At 68.7% G+C, this 16,645-nt stretch carries 15 protein-coding genes; 12 read left to right on the top strand and 3 right to left on the bottom strand.

The genetic code is table 11. From position 1 onward, the window contains the following. The first annotated feature begins 58 nt into the window (after positions 1–58). Positions 59–739: a 6-phosphogluconolactonase gene (pgl, locus tag CFB39_RS04770; protein WP_089472315.1), complete on the top strand. Its 681-nt coding sequence runs from the start codon at positions 59–61 to the stop codon at positions 737–739. After that, on the top strand, positions 717–2,645 hold the full coding sequence (locus CFB39_RS04765) for a bifunctional transcriptional regulator/glucokinase (RefSeq protein ID WP_089439434.1): 1,929 nt from the start codon (positions 717–719) through the stop codon (positions 2,643–2,645). The genes pgl and CFB39_RS04765 overlap by 23 nt, the downstream gene beginning before the upstream one ends. 96 nt (positions 2,646–2,741) lie before the next feature. On the opposite strand, the gene CFB39_RS04760 is transcribed toward CFB39_RS04765, so the two are convergent. Beyond that, positions 2,742–3,959 carry a Bcr/CflA family multidrug efflux MFS transporter gene (locus CFB39_RS04760; protein ID WP_089472314.1) on the bottom strand — a complete coding sequence of 406 codons (1,218 nt, stop codon included), beginning with the start codon at positions 3,957–3,959 and terminating at the stop codon, positions 2,742–2,744. A gap of 247 nt (positions 3,960–4,206) precedes the next feature. Here CFB39_RS04760 and CFB39_RS04750 point away from each other — a divergent pair, with 247 nt between their 5' ends. The 8 genes from CFB39_RS04750 to CFB39_RS04715 all read left to right on the top strand — a co-directional run bounded on the left by CFB39_RS04750 (position 4,207) and on the right by CFB39_RS04715 (position 11,870). Further along, the gene (locus tag CFB39_RS04750) at positions 4,207–4,671 is read left to right on the top strand and encodes a hypothetical protein (protein ID WP_011351244.1); all 465 of its coding nucleotides are present in this window, start codon (positions 4,207–4,209) and stop codon (positions 4,669–4,671) included. A 176-nt stretch (positions 4,672–4,847) separates the two neighbouring features. Then, complete coding sequence (hemL, locus tag CFB39_RS04745; protein ID WP_089472313.1) at positions 4,848–6,131, top strand: glutamate-1-semialdehyde 2,1-aminomutase; 1,284 nt, start codon at positions 4,848–4,850, stop codon at positions 6,129–6,131. A 15-nt stretch (positions 6,132–6,146) separates the two neighbouring features. Beyond that, positions 6,147–7,268, top strand: a complete 1,122-nt coding sequence (gene ribD / locus CFB39_RS04740; protein ID WP_089472312.1) for a bifunctional diaminohydroxyphosphoribosylaminopyrimidine deaminase/5-amino-6-(5-phosphoribosylamino)uracil reductase RibD — start codon at positions 6,147–6,149, stop codon at positions 7,266–7,268. Between the two features lie 461 nt (positions 7,269–7,729). Further along, the gene (locus CFB39_RS04735) at positions 7,730–8,248 is read left to right on the top strand and encodes a DUF1993 family protein (RefSeq protein ID WP_069247362.1); all 519 of its coding nucleotides are present in this window, start codon (positions 7,730–7,732) and stop codon (positions 8,246–8,248) included. A 206-nt stretch (positions 8,249–8,454) separates the two neighbouring features. Next, positions 8,455–9,597 carry a bifunctional 3,4-dihydroxy-2-butanone-4-phosphate synthase/GTP cyclohydrolase II gene (gene ribBA, locus CFB39_RS04730; protein WP_089424716.1) on the top strand — a complete coding sequence of 381 codons (1,143 nt, stop codon included), beginning with the start codon at positions 8,455–8,457 and terminating at the stop codon, positions 9,595–9,597. A 53-nt stretch (positions 9,598–9,650) separates the two neighbouring features. Beyond that, complete coding sequence (gene ribH, locus CFB39_RS04725; protein WP_039371042.1) at positions 9,651–10,166, top strand: 6,7-dimethyl-8-ribityllumazine synthase; 516 nt, start codon at positions 9,651–9,653, stop codon at positions 10,164–10,166. Then, complete coding sequence (gene nusB / locus CFB39_RS04720; RefSeq protein WP_021157083.1) at positions 10,163–10,600, top strand: transcription antitermination factor NusB; 438 nt, start codon at positions 10,163–10,165, stop codon at positions 10,598–10,600. Before ribH ends, nusB begins: the two co-directional genes overlap by 4 nt. Before the next feature lie 73 nt (positions 10,601–10,673). After that, positions 10,674–11,870 (top strand): pyridoxal phosphate-dependent aminotransferase, encoded by a 1,197-nt coding sequence (locus tag CFB39_RS04715; protein ID WP_039371039.1) that lies wholly within the window; start codon positions 10,674–10,676, stop codon positions 11,868–11,870. A 100-nt stretch (positions 11,871–11,970) separates the two neighbouring features. Here the strand turns inward: CFB39_RS04715 and CFB39_RS04710 are convergent, their stop codons facing one another. Further along, positions 11,971–13,083 carry a transglycosylase SLT domain-containing protein gene (locus CFB39_RS04710; RefSeq protein ID WP_089472311.1) on the bottom strand — a complete coding sequence of 371 codons (1,113 nt, stop codon included), beginning with the start codon at positions 13,081–13,083 and terminating at the stop codon, positions 11,971–11,973. A 596-nt stretch (positions 13,084–13,679) separates the two neighbouring features. Between CFB39_RS04710 and CFB39_RS04705 the strand changes: the two genes are divergently transcribed. Both CFB39_RS04705 and CFB39_RS04700 read left to right on the top strand, forming a co-directional pair. Further along, positions 13,680–15,236 (top strand): UbiD family decarboxylase, encoded by a 1,557-nt coding sequence (locus tag CFB39_RS04705; protein WP_089472310.1) that lies wholly within the window; start codon positions 13,680–13,682, stop codon positions 15,234–15,236. Positions 15,237–15,294: 58 nt separating this feature from the next. Further along, positions 15,295–15,957 carry a LysE family translocator gene (locus CFB39_RS04700; RefSeq protein WP_089473223.1) on the top strand — a complete coding sequence of 221 codons (663 nt, stop codon included), beginning with the start codon at positions 15,295–15,297 and terminating at the stop codon, positions 15,955–15,957. 112 nt (positions 15,958–16,069) lie between these two features. On the opposite strand, the gene CFB39_RS04695 is transcribed toward CFB39_RS04700, so the two are convergent. Next, a complete protein-coding gene (locus CFB39_RS04695; RefSeq protein ID WP_021157078.1) occupies positions 16,070–16,372 on the bottom strand; it encodes a hypothetical protein in 303 nt (100 codons plus the stop codon). Positions 16,373–16,645 lie beyond the last annotated feature (273 nt).

Genomic DNA, 16,645 nt, shown 5'->3' with positions numbered 1-16,645 from the left:
GCGGCAACGTGCCCCACGATTCGTACGATTTGAACAGACAAAGCAGTCCGGAGGAGATGTGATCGAGATTCACGCTTTCGACACCCAGGAAGCGCAAAGCGAAGCGCTCGCGCGCGCCGTCGGCGATGCGCTGCGCGCCGCGCTCGCCGGCCCCGCGCGCCCGACGCTCGCGGTGTCCGGCGGCACGAGCCCGCGCCCGTTCCTGCACACGCTGTCGCACGCGGCGCTCGACTGGGCCGGCGTCGACGTGACGCTGGTCGACGACCGCTGGGTGCCGGAGGACGATGCAGCCAGCAACGCGCAGCTCGTGCGCGACACGCTGCTGCAGCACGCCGCCGCCCTTGCCCGCTTCCTGCCGCTCGTCGACACGCGCGCCGCGCTCGACGCGCACGTCGCCGCGCTGAACGCGAACGCCGACTACCGCGTGCCGAGCGTCGCGGTGCTCGGCATGGGCGAGGACGGCCATACCGCGTCGATCTTCGCCGACGCGCCCGAATGGGATCACGCGATCACGACGCCCGAGCGTTTCGTCGCCGTCCATCCCGGCGCCGCGCCGCATGCGCGCGTGAGCTTCTCGCTCGATGCGCTCAAGCGCGTCGACCGGCTGTTCCTGCTGATCGCGGGCGAACGCAAACGCGCGGTGCTCGACGCCGCGGCCGCGTCGCTGCAGAAGAACGCGATTTCCCAACTGGCCAACGACAAGGGGACCCAGCTCGATGTCTACTGGTGCGCAAAGTAAGGCGGTCGTCGCGGGCCAGCATGCCGACGGCCCGCGCCTGCTCGCGGACGTCGGCGGCACCAACGCGCGCTTCGCGCTGGAAACCGGCCCGGGCGAGATCACGCAGATTCGCGTCTATCCCGGCGCCGACTATCCGACGATCACCGACGCGATCCGCAAGTATCTGAAGGATGTGAAGATCAGCCGCGTGAACCACGCGGCGATCGCGATCGCGAACCCGGTCGACGGCGACCAGGTCACGATGACCAACCACGACTGGAGCTTCTCGATCGAGGCGACGCGCCGCGCGCTCGGCTTCGACACGCTGCTCGTCGTCAACGATTTCACCGCGCTCGCGATGGCGCTGCCGGGCCTGACCGATGCGCAACGCGTGCAGGTCGGCGGCGGCGCGCGCCGCCAGAACAGCGTGATCGGGCTGCTCGGGCCCGGCACCGGGCTCGGCGTGTCGGGGCTGATTCCGGCCGACGACCGCTGGATCGCGCTCGGCAGCGAAGGCGGCCACGCATCGTTCGCGCCGCAGGACGAGCGCGAGGACCTGGTGCTGCAGTACGCGCGCAAGAAGTTTCCGCACGTGTCGTTCGAACGCGTGTGCGCGGGCCCCGGCATGGAGATCATCTATCGCGCGCTCGCCGCGCGCGACAAGAAGCGCGTGGCCGCGACCGTCGACACGGTCGAGATCGTCGAGCGCGCGCATGCGGGCGACGCACTCGCGCTCGAGACGGTCGAATGCTTCTGCGGGATTCTCGGCGCGTTCGCGGGCAGCGTCGCGCTGACGCTCGGCGCGCTCGGCGGCGTGTACATCGGCGGCGGCGTCGCGCTGAAGCTCGGCGAACTGTTCACGCGCTCGTCGTTCCGCGCGCGCTTCGAGGCGAAGGGCCGCTTCACGCACTACCTCGAGAACATCCCGACCTACCTGATCACCGCCGAATACCCGGCGTTCCTCGGCGTGTCGGCGATCCTCGCGGAGCAGTTGTCGAACCGCTCGGGCGGTGCGTCGTCGGCCGTGTTCGAACGGATCCGCCAGATGCGTGACGCACTGACGCCGGCCGAGCGCCGCGTCGCCGATCTCGCGCTGAACCATCCGCGCTCGATCATCAACGATCCGATCGTCGACATCGCGCGCAAGGCCGACGTGAGCCAGCCGACCGTGATCCGCTTCTGCCGCTCGCTCGGCTGCCAGGGGCTGTCCGACTTCAAGCTGAAGCTCGCCACCGGCCTCACCGGCACGATCCCGATGAGCCACAGCCAGGTGCATCTCGGCGACACGGCCACCGACTTCGGCGCGAAGGTGCTCGACAACACGGTGTCCGCGATCCTGCAGTTGCGCGAGCACCTGAATTTCGAGCACGTCGAGAACGCGATCGAGATCCTGAACGGCGCGCGGCGCATCGAGTTCTACGGGCTCGGCAACTCGAACATCGTCGCGCAGGACGCGCATTACAAGTTCTTCCGCTTCGGGATCCCGACGATCGCGTACGGCGACCTGTACATGCAGGCCGCATCGGCCGCGTTGCTCGGCAAGGGCGACGTGATCGTCGCGGTGTCGAAGTCGGGGCGCGCGCCCGAGCTGCTGCGCGTGCTCGACGTCGCGATGCAGGCCGGCGCGAAGGTGATCGCAATCACGTCGAGCAACACGCCGCTCGCGAAGCGCGCGACCGTCGCGCTCGAAACCGACCACATCGAGATGCGCGAGTCGCAGCTGTCGATGATCTCGCGGATCCTGCATCTGCTGATGATCGACATCCTCGCGGTCGGCGTCGCGATCCGCCGTGCGTCGACGAACGGCGAACTGCCCGAGGCCGTCGCGCAGGCGAGGGCACGCGCGAGCGACGACGAAACGGCCGACGTGCTCGACTGGCTGAGCCACGGCGCGTCGCCGGCGGCGAAGGACGTCGCGCGGGATTGACGCGGCGCGGCGGCAGCCGCTTTCCGCGTTCGAGACAAAAACGCCACCGGCGCAGCGCGCGCGGTGGCGTTTTTCATTTTGCCGTCAGGCCGCGGATCAGGCGCCCGCCTTGACGGGCCGCCCGTGCCAGCGCAGCACGAGGTAGCGGCCGGCGAAACACAGCACGCCCGCAACGCCGATCGTCACGCCCATCGCGAACGGCGTGCCGTCCGCGAGTGCGCCGATCGCGACGCTCGCGAGCGCGCCGAGCGCCAGCTGCATCGCGCCGAACACGGCCGCCGACGCGCCCGCGTTGTGCGGATAGCGATGCATGAGGTCGGTCGTGCAGTTCGCGGACAGGATCCCGACCACGCCGACAACGAAGAACAGGCACACGACGATCGACCACAGCCCGCCCCACCCCGTCAGCGCGACGAGCGCGACCGCGAGCGACGCGATGCAGCTCACGAGCGACGCGGCCGCGATGATGCGCAGCGAGCCGAGGCGGCCGACGAGCCGCGTGTTCGTGAAGTTGCCGATCATGATGCCGACGACGTTCAGGCCGAACAGCAGCCCGTAGTGCTGCGGCGACACGTGGAAATACTCGATGTACACGAACGGCGTGGCGGTGATGTACGAGAACATCGACGCGAACGCCATCCCGCCGCACAGCATGTGCCCCCAGGCGACGGGGTCGGACAGGATGCGCCCGTACGACGCGAACGACGCGAGCACGGCCGCGCTCTTGCGCCGCTCCTTCGGCCAGGTTTCGGGCACGCGCAGGTACGCGGTCGCCGCGCACACCGCGCCGAACACGGCCAGCACGACGAACACGCCGCGCCAGCCGGAGAAGCGCAGGATCTGCCCGCCGATCAGCGGCGCGAGCAGCGGCCCGACCGCGGTGACGATCGCCACCATCGACAGCACCTTCGCCGCGTCGGTCGGCTCGTGCGCGTCGCGGGCGATCGCACGCGACAGCACCGACGCCGCGCCGGCGCCGAGCGCCTGCAGGAAGCGCACGAGGATCAGCATGTCGATCGACGTCGACACGAAGCAGCCGATGCTCGCGAGCGTGAACAGCGCGATGCCGCCGAGCAGCACGGGGCGGCGGCCCCACGTGTCGGACAGCGGGCCGTACAGCAGCATGCCGACCGAGAAGCCGGCCATGAAGCTCGTCAGCGTGCGCTGCGCGGCGCCGGGGCTGACGGAGAAGCCGGCGGCGATCGACGGCAGGCTCGGCAGGTACATGTCGGTAGCGATCGGCCCGCAGGCGGCGAGCGCGCCGAGCAACAGGATCAGCCGGGCATCGGGCCGGCGTCGGATGACGTGAGACATGGGTATCCGGAATGGAGCCCGCGCGCATCGGGGCGCGCGTGGCGGTGAAGACGGGAGGCCGCGCCGCGAACGGCGCGCCCAGGCCCATGATTGTACGCGCAACTTTTTTGCGTGCTGGCGGCCGCGTGCGCGGCTGGCGGGAAAACACCGGCGCGACGCCCGCCGCGCGGGATCGAGCACCGGGATTCGATTAAGCTTGCAGCTTCCCGCCCCTCTTGTCTGACCAATTCGCCGCACGACCGAACCGATGACCGCTTTCCTGCTGATCTGGAGCCCCAAGAAATGGCCGTGGCCCGAACTGCCCGACGTCGCCGCGCGCGTGAAGGCCGGCGAGGCCGTGCATGACGTGTGGGGCTGCGGCTTCGCGCGCGGCATCCTGCCGGGCGACCGCGTGTTCCTGCATCGCGTCGCGAAGGAGCCCAAGGGCGTGTTCGGCTCCGGCTACGTGACGCGCGCGCCGTACGAGGTGCCCGATCCGTCGACGAAGCGCGGCTACCGGCTGTGCATCGACTTCGTGTACGACTGGCTGGTCGACGCGCACCAGGACGTCGTGATCGCGCGCGACGCGCTGCGCGTCCATCCGTATTCGGTGCAGACCTGGGATGCCCAGAGCTCCGGCACGGTGATCAAGCCGATGGTCGAAGGCCCGCTCGAGAAGCGCTGGGCCGAGCTGACCGGCAAGCGCAAGCCGCCGCCGTTGCCGGATCGATAACGGGGCCGAATCGTCCCCTCTTCCTTCCCGACCCGCGCGATCCCTCGCGCGCCGATACGCCGCAGACCGCGCCGCGGGCCCGCCGCGCGCGTCTCCGGTACAATCAGACGATCGTTCCGCCCAGGCGCCGCGGCCCGTGCACAGGCCCCCGCGCCCTTCTCTCGCAGGTTTCGTCCATGTCCAACAATCAGATCCTCTTCGAACGCGCCCAGAAGACCATTCCCGGCGGCGTCAACTCGCCGGTGCGCGCATTCCGTTCGGTCGGCGGCACGCCGCGCTTCGTCGCGCGCGCACAAGGCCCGTACTTCTGGGATGCCGACGGCAAGCAGTACATCGACTACATCGGCTCGTGGGGCCCGATGATCGTCGGCCACGTCCATCCGGAAGTGCTGTCGGCCGTGCAGAACGTGCTCGCCGACGGCTTCTCGTTCGGCGCGCCGACCGAAGCCGAGATCGAGATCGCCGAGGAAATCTGCAAGCTCGTGCCGTCGATCGAGCAGGTGCGGATGGTGTCGAGCGGCACCGAGGCCACGATGAGCGCGCTGCGTCTCGCGCGCGGCTTCACGGGCCGCAGCCGCATCGTCAAGTTCGAAGGCTGCTACCACGGCCACGCGGACAGCCTGCTCGTGAAGGCCGGCTCGGGCCTGCTGACGTTCGGCAACCCGACGTCGGCCGGCGTGCCCGCCGACATCGCGAAGCACACGACCGTCCTCGAATACAACAACGTCGCCGCGCTCGAAGAAGCGTTCGGCGCGTTCGGCGACGAGATCGCCGCCGTGATCGTCGAACCGGTCGCGGGCAACATGAACCTCGTGCGCGGCACGCCGGAATTCCTGAACGCGCTGCGCGCGCTGTGCACGAAGCACGGCGCCGTGCTGATCTTCGACGAAGTGATGTGCGGGTTCCGCGTCGCGCTCGGCGGCGCACAGCAACATTACGGGATCACGGCCGACCTCACCTGCCTCGGCAAGGTGATCGGCGGCGGGATGCCGGCTGCCGCGTTCGGCGGCCGCCGCGACATCATGGCCCACCTCGCGCCGCTCGGCGGCGTCTACCAGGCCGGTACGCTGTCAGGCAACCCGATCGCGGTCGCCGCGGGCCTGAAGACGCTGCAACTGATCCAGGCGCCCGGCTTCTACGACGCGCTCACCGCGCAGACGAAGCGGCTCGCCGACGGCCTCGCGGCCGAAGCGCGTGCGGCCGGCGTACCGTTCGCGGCCGACTCGATCGGCGCGATGTTCGGCCTCTACTTCGCCGAACGCGTGCCGACCAGCTTCGCCGAAGTGACGAAGAGCGATACCGAGCGCTTCAACCGCTTCTTCCACCTGATGCTCGACGAAGGCGTGTACTTCGCGCCGTCCGCGTACGAGGCCGGCTTCGTGTCGAGCACGCACGACGACACGGTGATCGACGCGACGCTCGCGGCCGCACGCCGCGCATTCGCGGCACTCGCTGCCTGACCCGGGTCCGCGCGCATGTTCTCGGATATCGATTTCGCCCACATGCAGCGCGCGCTGACGCTCGCCGCGCGCGGCATGTATACGACGGCGCCGAACCCGCGTGTCGGCTGCGTGATCGTCAAGGACGGCGACGTGATCGGCGAAGGCTTCACGCAGCCGGCCGGCCAGGATCACGCGGAAGTGCAGGCGCTGAAGGACGCGCGTGCCCGCGGCTACGACGTTGCCGGTTCGACCGTCTACGTGACGCTCGAGCCGTGCAGCCATTTCGGCCGCACGCCGCCGTGCGCGAACGCGCTGATCGACGCGCGCGTCGCGAAGGTCGTCGCCGCGATGGAAGACCCGAACCCGCAGGTGTCGGGACGCGGCCTCGGGATGCTGCGCGACGCGGGCATCGACGTGCGCTGCGGGCTGCTCGCGCACGAAGCCGGCGAACTGAACGTCGGCTTCGTGTCGCGGATGACGCGCGGCCGCCCGTGGGTGCGGATGAAGACCGCCGCGTCGCTCGACGGCCGCACCGCGCTGCCGTCCGGCGAAAGCCAGTGGATCACCGGCGAGGCCGCGCGCCTCGACGGGCACGCATGGCGTGCGCGCGCCTGCGCGATCCTCACCGGCATCGGCACCGTGCGTGAAGACAACCCGCTGCTGACCGTGCGCGGCATCGACACGCCGCGCCAGCCGCAGCGCATCCTGGTGGACAGCCGCCTCGACCTGCCGCTCGACGCGCGGCTGCTCGAAGGCGCGCCGCTGCTGATCTTCTGCGGCCGGCTCGACGCCGCCGGCGAAGTGCGCGCGAACGTGCTGAAGTCCCGTGGCGCGGAAATCGTGCCGATCGCGAATGCGCAAGGCAAGGTCGACCTGCCCGCGATGCTGGTGGCGCTCGGCGCGCGCGGCGTCAACGAGCTGCACGTCGAGGCCGGCCACAAGCTGAACGGCTCGCTGCTGCGCGAGCAGTGCGTCGACGAATTGCTCGTCTACCTCGCGCCGAGCCTGCTGGGCGCCGATGCGGCCGGCATGTTCGACCTCGCCGCGCCGGCGAACCTCGACGCGCGTACGCGGCTGTCGTTCCACGGGTTCGAGCGGGTCGGCGACGACCTGCGGATCCTCGCGCGCTTCGCGCCGCCCGACGCCGCGCACTGAACGGGATCGTCACGACGTTTGCCGGTGTTGTCGCGGCAAGATCAATCTCGAAGTCGACATGATCGCGCGCTACGTCGAACGGATGCGCTCGTCGTCGCAAGGCATGCATCAGGACTGATCGTCAGCCACGGACGGGCGGTTCGGCCCGTCGTGGCCGGAGCGCCGCCCTCGCACCACCTCGTTCGGTCGGCCGCCGGTCGAACCCGCCGCGCGACGCATGTCGCCCATCGCGTCGGGACGACGCGGATTGCTCCCGCCCCATTTCTCGCCGCGCTGCCGTCGCCGGTCGAAGCCACGACGCGTGCGCTCGTCGCTCGCCCACCTGCTCCGACAGCTGGCCGAATGGCCAACGACGCGCACGGGTCATGCCGCCGCGCTAAGATGCGTCGACAGCGGTTCCGGCGCCGCAACGCACGGCGCGGCCGCGTATTGGTCACCCTCTTCCTCAAGGAGTCGTTCCCATGTCCATTTCGATGTATCAGGCCTCGGTGCCTGTCCTGATCCGTGGCCTGACCAATCTTCAGCACATTCTCGGCAAGGCGCAGGCGCATGCGGCCGAAAAGCAGATCGATCCGTCGGTGTTCGTCGGCGCCCGCCTGTACCCGGACATGCTGCCGCTCGTCCGCCAGGTCTACATCGCGACCGACACGGCCAAGGGCTGCGCCGCGCGCCTCGCCGATGTCGAAATCCCGAGCTACCCGGACGTCGAGCAGACCTTCGACGAACTGCACGCCCGTATCCAGAAGACGATCGACTACCTGAAAAGCTTCGACGCCGCGCAGATCGACGGCAGCGAGGCGCGCCAGATCGTGCTGAAGATGCGCGTCGGCCCGATCGAGTTCACCGGCCAGTCGTACCTGCTGAACTTCGTGCTGCCCAACTTCTTCTTCCACGTGACGACCGCGTACGACATCCTGCGCCACAGCGGCGTCGAGCTCGGCAAGCTCGACTACCTGGGCGGGCGCGACCAGCACGCGTGACGCGCGGCCGGGCAAAGCCCGGCCCGCCACTGTCCGCACGCGCATGCAGCCATTGCGCGGCGGCCCCACCAGGCCTGCCGCGCAGGCCTGCCGCGCAGGCCGGCCGCAGCGCTTTCCGGAGCGCTCGCCGGTCGCGCGCGGTCCACGCCAGCCGAAACGTCGTCCGGCTGGCGTAAAATACGCACTTTCCTCTTTCACGCCCCCTTATGACGCTCGCCTCCACGCTCGACATCATCGCCGAGCTGAAAGCCGGCCGGATGGTGATCCTGGTCGACGAAGAAGACCGCGAAAACGAGGGCGACCTCGTGATCGCCGCCGAATTCGTCACGCCGGAAGCGATCAACTTCATGGCCAAGTACGGCCGCGGCCTGGTTTGTCTGACGTTGACGCAGGAACGCTGCAAGCAGCTGCACCTGCCGCTGATGACCTACCGCAACGGCACGCAGTACGGCACCGCGTTCACGGTCAGCATCGAAGCGGCCGAAGGCGTGACGACCGGCATCTCGGCCGCCGACCGTGCGCACACGATCGCCACGGCGGTTGCGCATGACGTGCGCCCCGAGCACATCGTGCAGCCGGGCCACGTGTTCCCGATCATGGCGCAGCCGGGCGGCGTGCTCGTGCGCGCGGGCCACACCGAGGCCGGTTGCGACTTCACCGCGCTGGCGGGCCTCACGCCGGCCGCGGTGATCTGCGAGATCATCAAGGACGACGGCACGATGGCGCGCCTGCCCGACCTGATCGAGTTCGCGCAGGAACACAACCTGAAGATCGGCACGATCGCCGACCTGATCCAGTACCGCAGCCGCACCGAATCGATCATCGAGCGGATCGCCGAGCGTACGATGCAGACCGCGCACGGCACGTTCCGCGCGGTGCTGTACCGCGACCAGCCGAGCGGCTCGCCGCACATCGCGCTGGTGCGCGGCACGCCGTCGCCGGACGTCGATACGCCGGTGCGCGTGCACGAGCCGCTGTCGGTGCTCGACCTGCTCGAGACGGGCGTGTCGACGCACTCGTGGACGCTCGACGCCGCGATGCGCGAGATCGCGGAGCGCGACCTCGGCGTGATCGTGCTGCTCAACTGCGGCGACACGAAGGAACACCTGATCGACGTCTTCAAGGCGTTCGACGAGGAAGAAAAGGCCGCTGTGCTCAAGCGCCGGCCGGTTGATTTCAAGACGTTCGGCATCGGCGCGCAGATCCTGCGCGATGTCGGGGTCAGCAAGATGCAGGTGCTGTCGAATCCGCGCAAGCTGGGCAGCATGTCCGGCTACGGCCTGGAAGTCACGGGCTTCATTCCGATGCCCGGCGGCGAAGCCAAGTCCTGCCCGGCGTCCCACGCGTAACCCGCCACGGCGCTTTCGCCCTATAACCGTTCATCCACACCACGGACAAGATCATGGAAATCGGACAATACCAACCGAATCTCGAAGGCGACGGCCTGCGTATCGGCATCGTGCAATCGCGCTTCAACGAGCCCGTGTGCAACGGCCTCGCCGACGCGTGCGTCGAGGAACTGGAACGCCTCGGCGTCACCGGTGAAGACGTGCTGCTCGTGTCGGTGCCCGGCGCGCTGGAAATCCCGCTCGCACTGCAGAAGCTCGCGGAAAGCGGCCAGTTCGACGCGCTGATCGCGCTTGGCGCGGTGATCCGCGGCGAGACCTACCACTTCGAACTCGTGTCGAACGAGAGCGGCGCGGGCATCACCCGCATCGGCCTCGACTTCAACCTGCCGATCGCGAACGCGGTCCTGACGACCGAAAACGACGAGCAGGCCGTCGCGCGCATGACCGAAAAGGGTCGTGACGCCGCACGCGTCGCCGTCGAGATGGCCAACCTGACGATGGCCCTCGACCAGCTCGGCGATGACGACGAGGACGAAGAAGAGGAAGACGACGAAGAGGAGCGCGCATGAAGAAGAGCGCCCGCCGACAATCGCGCGAGCTGGCGACGCAGGGGCTGTACCAGTGGCTGCTGTCGAACGCGTCCTCCGGTGAGATCGACGCGCAACTGCGCGGCGCGCTCGGTTACGACAAGGCCGACAAGGAGCTGCTCGACGCGATCCTGCACGGCGTGATCCGCGAGCACGCCACGCTCGTCGAAGCGCTGACGCCGTCGCTCGATCGCCCGATCGACCAGCTGTCGCCGGTCGAACGCGCCGTGCTGCTGATCGCCACGTTCGAGCTCACGCACCACGTCGAAACGCCGTACCGCGTGATCATCAACGAAGCTGTCGAACTCGCGAAGACGTTCGGCGGCTCCGACGGCTACAAGTACGTGAACGGCGTGCTCGACAAGCTCGCCGCGAAGCTGCGCCCCGCCGAAACGCAGGCGCGCCGCAACGGCTGAACCCGTTGGTCCGGAACGGGCGCGCATGCGCCCGTTTTTTCTTTTGCCCCGCCTCCCTCGCCCTGCCCGCCCGATGAATACCGCCACCGATTCGCTCGTCAGACTCGCCGCACGCGTCGACGCGATCCAGCCCTTCTACGTGATGGAACTGATGAAGGAGGCACAGCGTCTCGAGTCCTCCGGGCGCGATGTTATCCACATGGGCATCGGCGAGCCGGATTTCACTGCGCCGGAGCCGGTCGTGGAAGCGGCCGCGGCCGCGCTGCGCCGTGGCGTCACCCAATATACGAGCGCGCTCGGCATCGCACCGCTGCGCGAGGCGATCGCCGCGCACTACGCACGCGCCTACGGCCTCACGATCAGTCCGGAACGGATCGTCGTGACGGCCGGCGCGTCGGCCGCGCTGCTGCTCGCGTGCCTCGCGCTCGTCGGGCGTGACGACGAGGTGCTGATGCCCGACCCGTCGTATCCGTGCAACCGGCACTTCGTCGCCGCGGCCGAAGGCCGCGCGGTGCTCGTGCCGAGCGGCCCCGATGCGCGCTTCCAGCTCACCGAGGACGACGTCCGCACACGCTGGGGCGACCGCACGCGCGGCGTCCTGCTCGCGTCGCCGTCTAACCCGACCGGCACGTCGCTCGAACCCGACGAACTGAAACGGATCGTCGAAGCCGTGCGCGCACGCGGCGGCTTCACGATCGTCGACGAGATCTACCAGGGGCTCAGCTACGACGCGGCCCCCGTGTCGGCGCTGTCGTTCGGCGACGACGTCGTCACCGTGAACAGCTTCTCCAAGTATTTCAGCATGACGGGCTGGCGGCTCGGCTGGCTGGTGGTGCCGCCCGCGCTGGTCGGCACGTTCGAGAAGCTGGCGCAGAACCTGTTCATCTGCCCGTCCGCGCTCGCGCAGCACGCGGCGCTCGCGTGCTTCGAGCCGGCCGCGCTCGACATCTACGAAGCCCGCCGGCTCGAATTCAAGCGCCGTCGCGATTTCATCGCACCGGCGCTCGAACGGCTCGGCTTCACGGTGCCCGTGATGCCGGACGGCGCGTTCTACGTGTATGCGCACTGCGGCGGCGTCGCCCACCCGGCGGCCGGCGACAGCGCCGCGCTCACGACGGCGATGCTGCACGACGCGGGCGTCGTGCTGGTACCCGGCATGGACTTCGGTGTCCATGCGCCGCGTGACTATATCCGCCTGTCCTATGCGACGGCCTACTCGCGGCTCGAGGAAGCGGTCGACCGGCTCGCGACACTGTTCGGGCAGCACTGACGCGCGGCCGGTGCGGCGGCCATTCCGCACCCCGCAAAAGCAAAAAGGCACCCGATCCGGGTGCCTTTTTCATGTCCTGCCGGCTGGAGCCGTGCGTGAGTTACGCGCCAAGCTCCGAATGATCGCCGTGCGGCTGCTTCGCGGTATCGACGCTCGCGTCGTCCTGCGACGTGGCTTCCTTCGATGCCGTCGACTTCGCCGCCGTTTCGAGCGTCGCATGCACGCGCTTCGCGCCGCCTGCGGCTGCCGTCACGGCGGCGGCCGTGACGATCGGCTTCGCCGGCGCCTGCGGCGCATTGACGGGTACGCTACGACCCCGCGCGACGTCACGCAGACGACCGCGCTCGGCCATCACCTTCGAACCGTAGCCGTTGTCGTCGGGGTTCGTCGAGCCGTTGTAAAGGCGCAGGCCGTTCGCGAGCGAGCCGCCGCGTGCGATGCAGTCCTTCAGCACGAGTGCGCCGACCTGCAGGTTCGCGAGCGGCTGCAGTGCGGTATCGGTGCCGCCGAAATACTCGAACTTGTCGGAATGGACCTTCGACATGACCTGCATCAGGCCCTTCGCACCGACGCCGCTCTCGGCGTACGGGTTGAAGCCCGATTCGATCGCCATCACGGACAGCAGCAGCAGCGGATCGAGGCCGACGTCACGGCCGGTCTGGAACGCAGCCTTGACAAGCTGGCCGAGCGGCTCCTGTGCGACGCGGTAACGGCGCGACAGGTAGGTCGCGACGAGCGCCTGTTCGCGATTCGATGCGAGCGCACGGTCGTCACGCGCATCGGCCGCCACGCGCTGGGTCGGGATCAGCTTCGCCAGCGCGACGGGCGACGGGCCGTTGCGGGCCGGATCGGACGCGTCGCCCTGCGCGGCGGCGGCTTCCGGTGCGACGTCGAGGCCGACCGCAAGCGCGTCCGTTTCGGGGCTGTTCTCTTCCTGCTGCGGCTGCGCGCCGGCGGGCGCGAAGTTCGGCAGCGGATGGCCGGTCAGCAGACGGGCCGGGCCGGCTTGCACGGCCGCGGATACGACCGGCATCAGCTTCGCGGCCAGCGTGCCGCGGACGGTTGGCAGCAGCCACAGTGCAAGCGCAACTGCGACAGCGAGACAGCCGACAACGCTGAATAGATGGTGACTGACACGCGTCCCGCGACGCAGCATGCTGCGCACGAATTGCGCATGCTGCTCACTAGGACGCCACGATAACCAAGCGTTCATTCAGATCATCTCCCATGAACATGACTCGTGCGGCTCGCTCAGCTCGATGGCGAGACAGGTAACGCGCCGCGGAATCACGACGCCGCACGCTTTGGTTGGGGCGTGCAAGCATCGGGGAAACGGTATAAGTACCGTTCGAGGCCACGGTGTAAGAGGGCCGGCACCTTCGCACACTGGGCGAGGCGGGCATACGCGGTGGCACCCACGCAAAAAACCAGCGTCTGGTGGCGCTGGCTGAGACTACGACTAAGGCCGTCGGATACGCCGTGCAGGATTCGGCGGACGGTGACGCGCTGCGTCAAAGATCGGTGATTGGCGGCTCGAAGCCTTTTACCCTGCAGCCAATGTGAGCGGATTCTAGCAGGGTTTTATAGATCGTCAACACTATAAAACATTGAAATTATAACAAAAAGTAATTTACCGACACTCTTCAGAACGCAATCCCCGTGCCGTAGGGGGTTTGCGCGCGGTCGACTTTTTTCACCGCCGGGCGGGCATGCGCCCGCGCGGGTAAAATCGTCGGTCGATTCGGGGTCGCAGCCGGTCGCTGCGCCCACCCATCGCTGCCCGCCTGGCGGGTGGCCCGGACCATCTTCATGAAATACAAAGACTTACGCGATTTCATCCAGCGCCTCGAGGCGCTTGGCGAACTGCGGCGCGTCACGCAGCCCGTGTCGCCCGTGCTCGAAATGACCGAGCTGTGCGACCGCGTGCTGCGCGCCGGCGGCCCTGCGCTGCTGTTCAACGCGCCGACCGGCTACGACTTCCCGGTGCTCGGCAACCTGTTCGGCACGCCGCGCCGCGTCGCGCTCGGGATGGGCGTGGATGCGGGCGACGACGCCGCGCTCGATTCGCTGCGCGATCTCGGGCGCCTGCTGTCCGCATTGAAGGAACCCGATCCGCCGAAGAGCCTGAAGGACGCCGGCAAGCTGCTGTCGCTCGCGAAGGCCGTGTGGGACATGGCGCCGAAATCCGTGTCGTCGCCGCCGTGCCAGGAGATCGTCTGGGAAGGCGCCGACGTCGACCTGAACCGGCTGCCGATCCAGACCTGCTGGCCCGGCGATGCGGGGCCGCTCGTCACGTGGGGGCTGACGGTCACGCGCGGGCCGAACAAGTCGCGGCAGAACCTCGGGATCTACCGTCAGCAGCTGATCGGCCGCAACAAGCTGATCATGCGCTGGCTCGCGCATCGCGGCGGCGCGCTCGACTTCCGCGAATTCGCGCTGCAGAACCCCGGCAAGCCGTATCCGGTCGCGGTCGTGCTCGGCGCCGATCCGGCCACGACGCTCGGCGCCGTGACGCCCGTGCCCGATTCGCTGTCCGAATACCAGTTCGCCGGCCTGCTGCGCGGCAGCCGCACGGAGCTCGCGAAGTGCCTGACGCCCGGCGTCGACACGCTGCAGGTGCCCGCACGCGCGGAGATCGTGCTCGAAGGCTTCATTTATCCGCAGGAAGGCAGCCCTGCCCCGGCTCCGGCCGGCGCACCGCCGCGCCCGGCCGGCAATGCGTCCGCCAAGTACGAGCACGCGCTCGAAGGCCCGTACGGCGACCACACCGGCTATTACAACGAGCAGGAGTGGTTTCCGGTGTTCACCGTCGAGCGCATCACGATGCGCCGCGACGCGATCTACCACTCGACCTACACGGGCAAGCCGCCTGACGAGCCCGCCGTGCTCGGCGTCGCGCTCAACGAGGTGTTCGTGCCGCTGCTGCAGAAGCAGTTCACCGAGATCACCGACTTCTACCTGCCGCCCGAAGGTTGCAGCTACCGGATGGCGATCGTCCAGATGAAGAAGAGCTACGCGGGCCACGCGAAGCGCGTGATGTTCGGCGTGTGGAGCTTCCTGCGGCAGTTCATGTATACGAAGTTCATCGTGGTCGTCGACGAAGACGTGAACATCCGCGACTGGAAGGAAGTGATCTGGGCGATCACGACGCGTGTCGACCCCGTGCGCGACACCGTGATGGTCGACAGCACGCCGATCGACTATCTCGATTTCGCGTCGCCGGTGGCCGGTCTCGGTTCGAAGATGGGGCTCGACGCGACCAACAAGTGGCCCGGCGAGACCAGCCGCGAATGGGGGCGCCCGATCGAGATGGATGCGGCCGTGAAGGCGCGCGTCGACCGGCTCTGGCAGGAGATCGGCCTCTGACGCCATGCGGCCGGCGCCTGCCGGCCCGTGGACCGCCATCGCGACACGCACATCGAAGATGATCTTTCCGCCCGCCTCCATGCTGTCCGACGGCTTCTTTCTGTCGCTGTGCCTCGACATCGGCCTCGTCAATGTCGCGATGCTGTCGCTGACGCTGTCGCACGGCTTCCGGCCGGGCTTCTGGCTCGGCATCGGCTCGTGCGTCGGCGATCTCGTCTATGCGGCGCTCGCGCTTGGCGGGATGGCCGTGCTGCTGCAGTTCGAGCCGGTGCGCTGGATCGTATGGATCGGCGGCGGCGCCGTGCTGCTGTTCCTCACGTGGAAGATGGCGCGTGAAGCGCTCACGCCGGCGAAGACGGCCGGCGACGATGCCCAGGACACGCCGCCGCCGCGCGCCAGCGCACGGCGCAGCTTCCTGCGCGGGATGCTGCTCGCGATGTCGTCGCCAAGCGCGATCCTGTGGTTCGCGGCGGTCGGCGGCGCGCTGATCGCGAAGGCCGGCGCGACCACGCCGGCCACCGCGTCGGTGTTCCTGTCGGGCTTTTTCCTCGGCGGCCTCGCGTGGACACTCTTCATGTGCACGCTCGCAAGCCAGGGCCGCAAGCGCGCGGGTGCCGGGCTGATGCGCGCGTGTCATGTCGCGTCGGCGCTGCTGTTCGCGTATTTCTCGTACAGCGTGATCGTCGGCGGCTACCGCGACCTGATCGTGCACGCGGTGTAATCGAAGTCGGCCTCACCGAGGTCTGGCGGTGGGTCCAAAGAAAAAACGGCGCAGCGCCCCTTGCGGGACGTTGCGCCGTTTTGCCACGCGCGGCCAGGCCGCGCGGCACGAATCAGCGACGCCAGCCGTGATGGCCCCAGCCGCCGTAACCGTGACGCCAGTACGGGCGACCGTAGTAGCCACCATAGCCGCCGACGACCACGGCGGGCGGCGGCGCGTAGTAGGCCGGCGCCGGTGCGTAATAGACGGGCGGAGGCGGCGGCGCGTAATACACGGGCGGCGGCGGTGCATAGACGGGATACGCGGGCGCGACCGGGATACCGATGCCGACCCCGATCGACACGTGAGCCTGCGCAGCGCTTGCGGCACCCAGGCCCAGCGCGGCGGCGGCGATGAACGGAATGAGCTTTTTCACTTCGATTCTCCTGCTGGAGCGGTATTTTATGCGCCCCTGTCGGCAACGGCGGGCGTGCACGTCGCATGGAAGCAATGTAGCGAAAACCCGCTCCTCGCGTACCGTGCATTTGTTGCAAATTGCAATCGCACGTGGCCGGAGCCGCCGCGCGGCGTGGCTCGCGGCGCCTGCGGCGCCCCTTGCCGGTCGCGCGACTCCGTCCGACGAATCGGGTCGCAACATCATGACCGGTCAGTCTTACCGGATACAGCGCGCGCAGCGGGCACGCAACCG

This window comes from Burkholderia sp. AU6039, from assembly GCF_002223365.1.
Taxonomy (GTDB): domain Bacteria; phylum Pseudomonadota; class Gammaproteobacteria; order Burkholderiales; family Burkholderiaceae; genus Burkholderia.
This window is presented reverse-complemented; position numbering and strand designations above follow the sequence as displayed.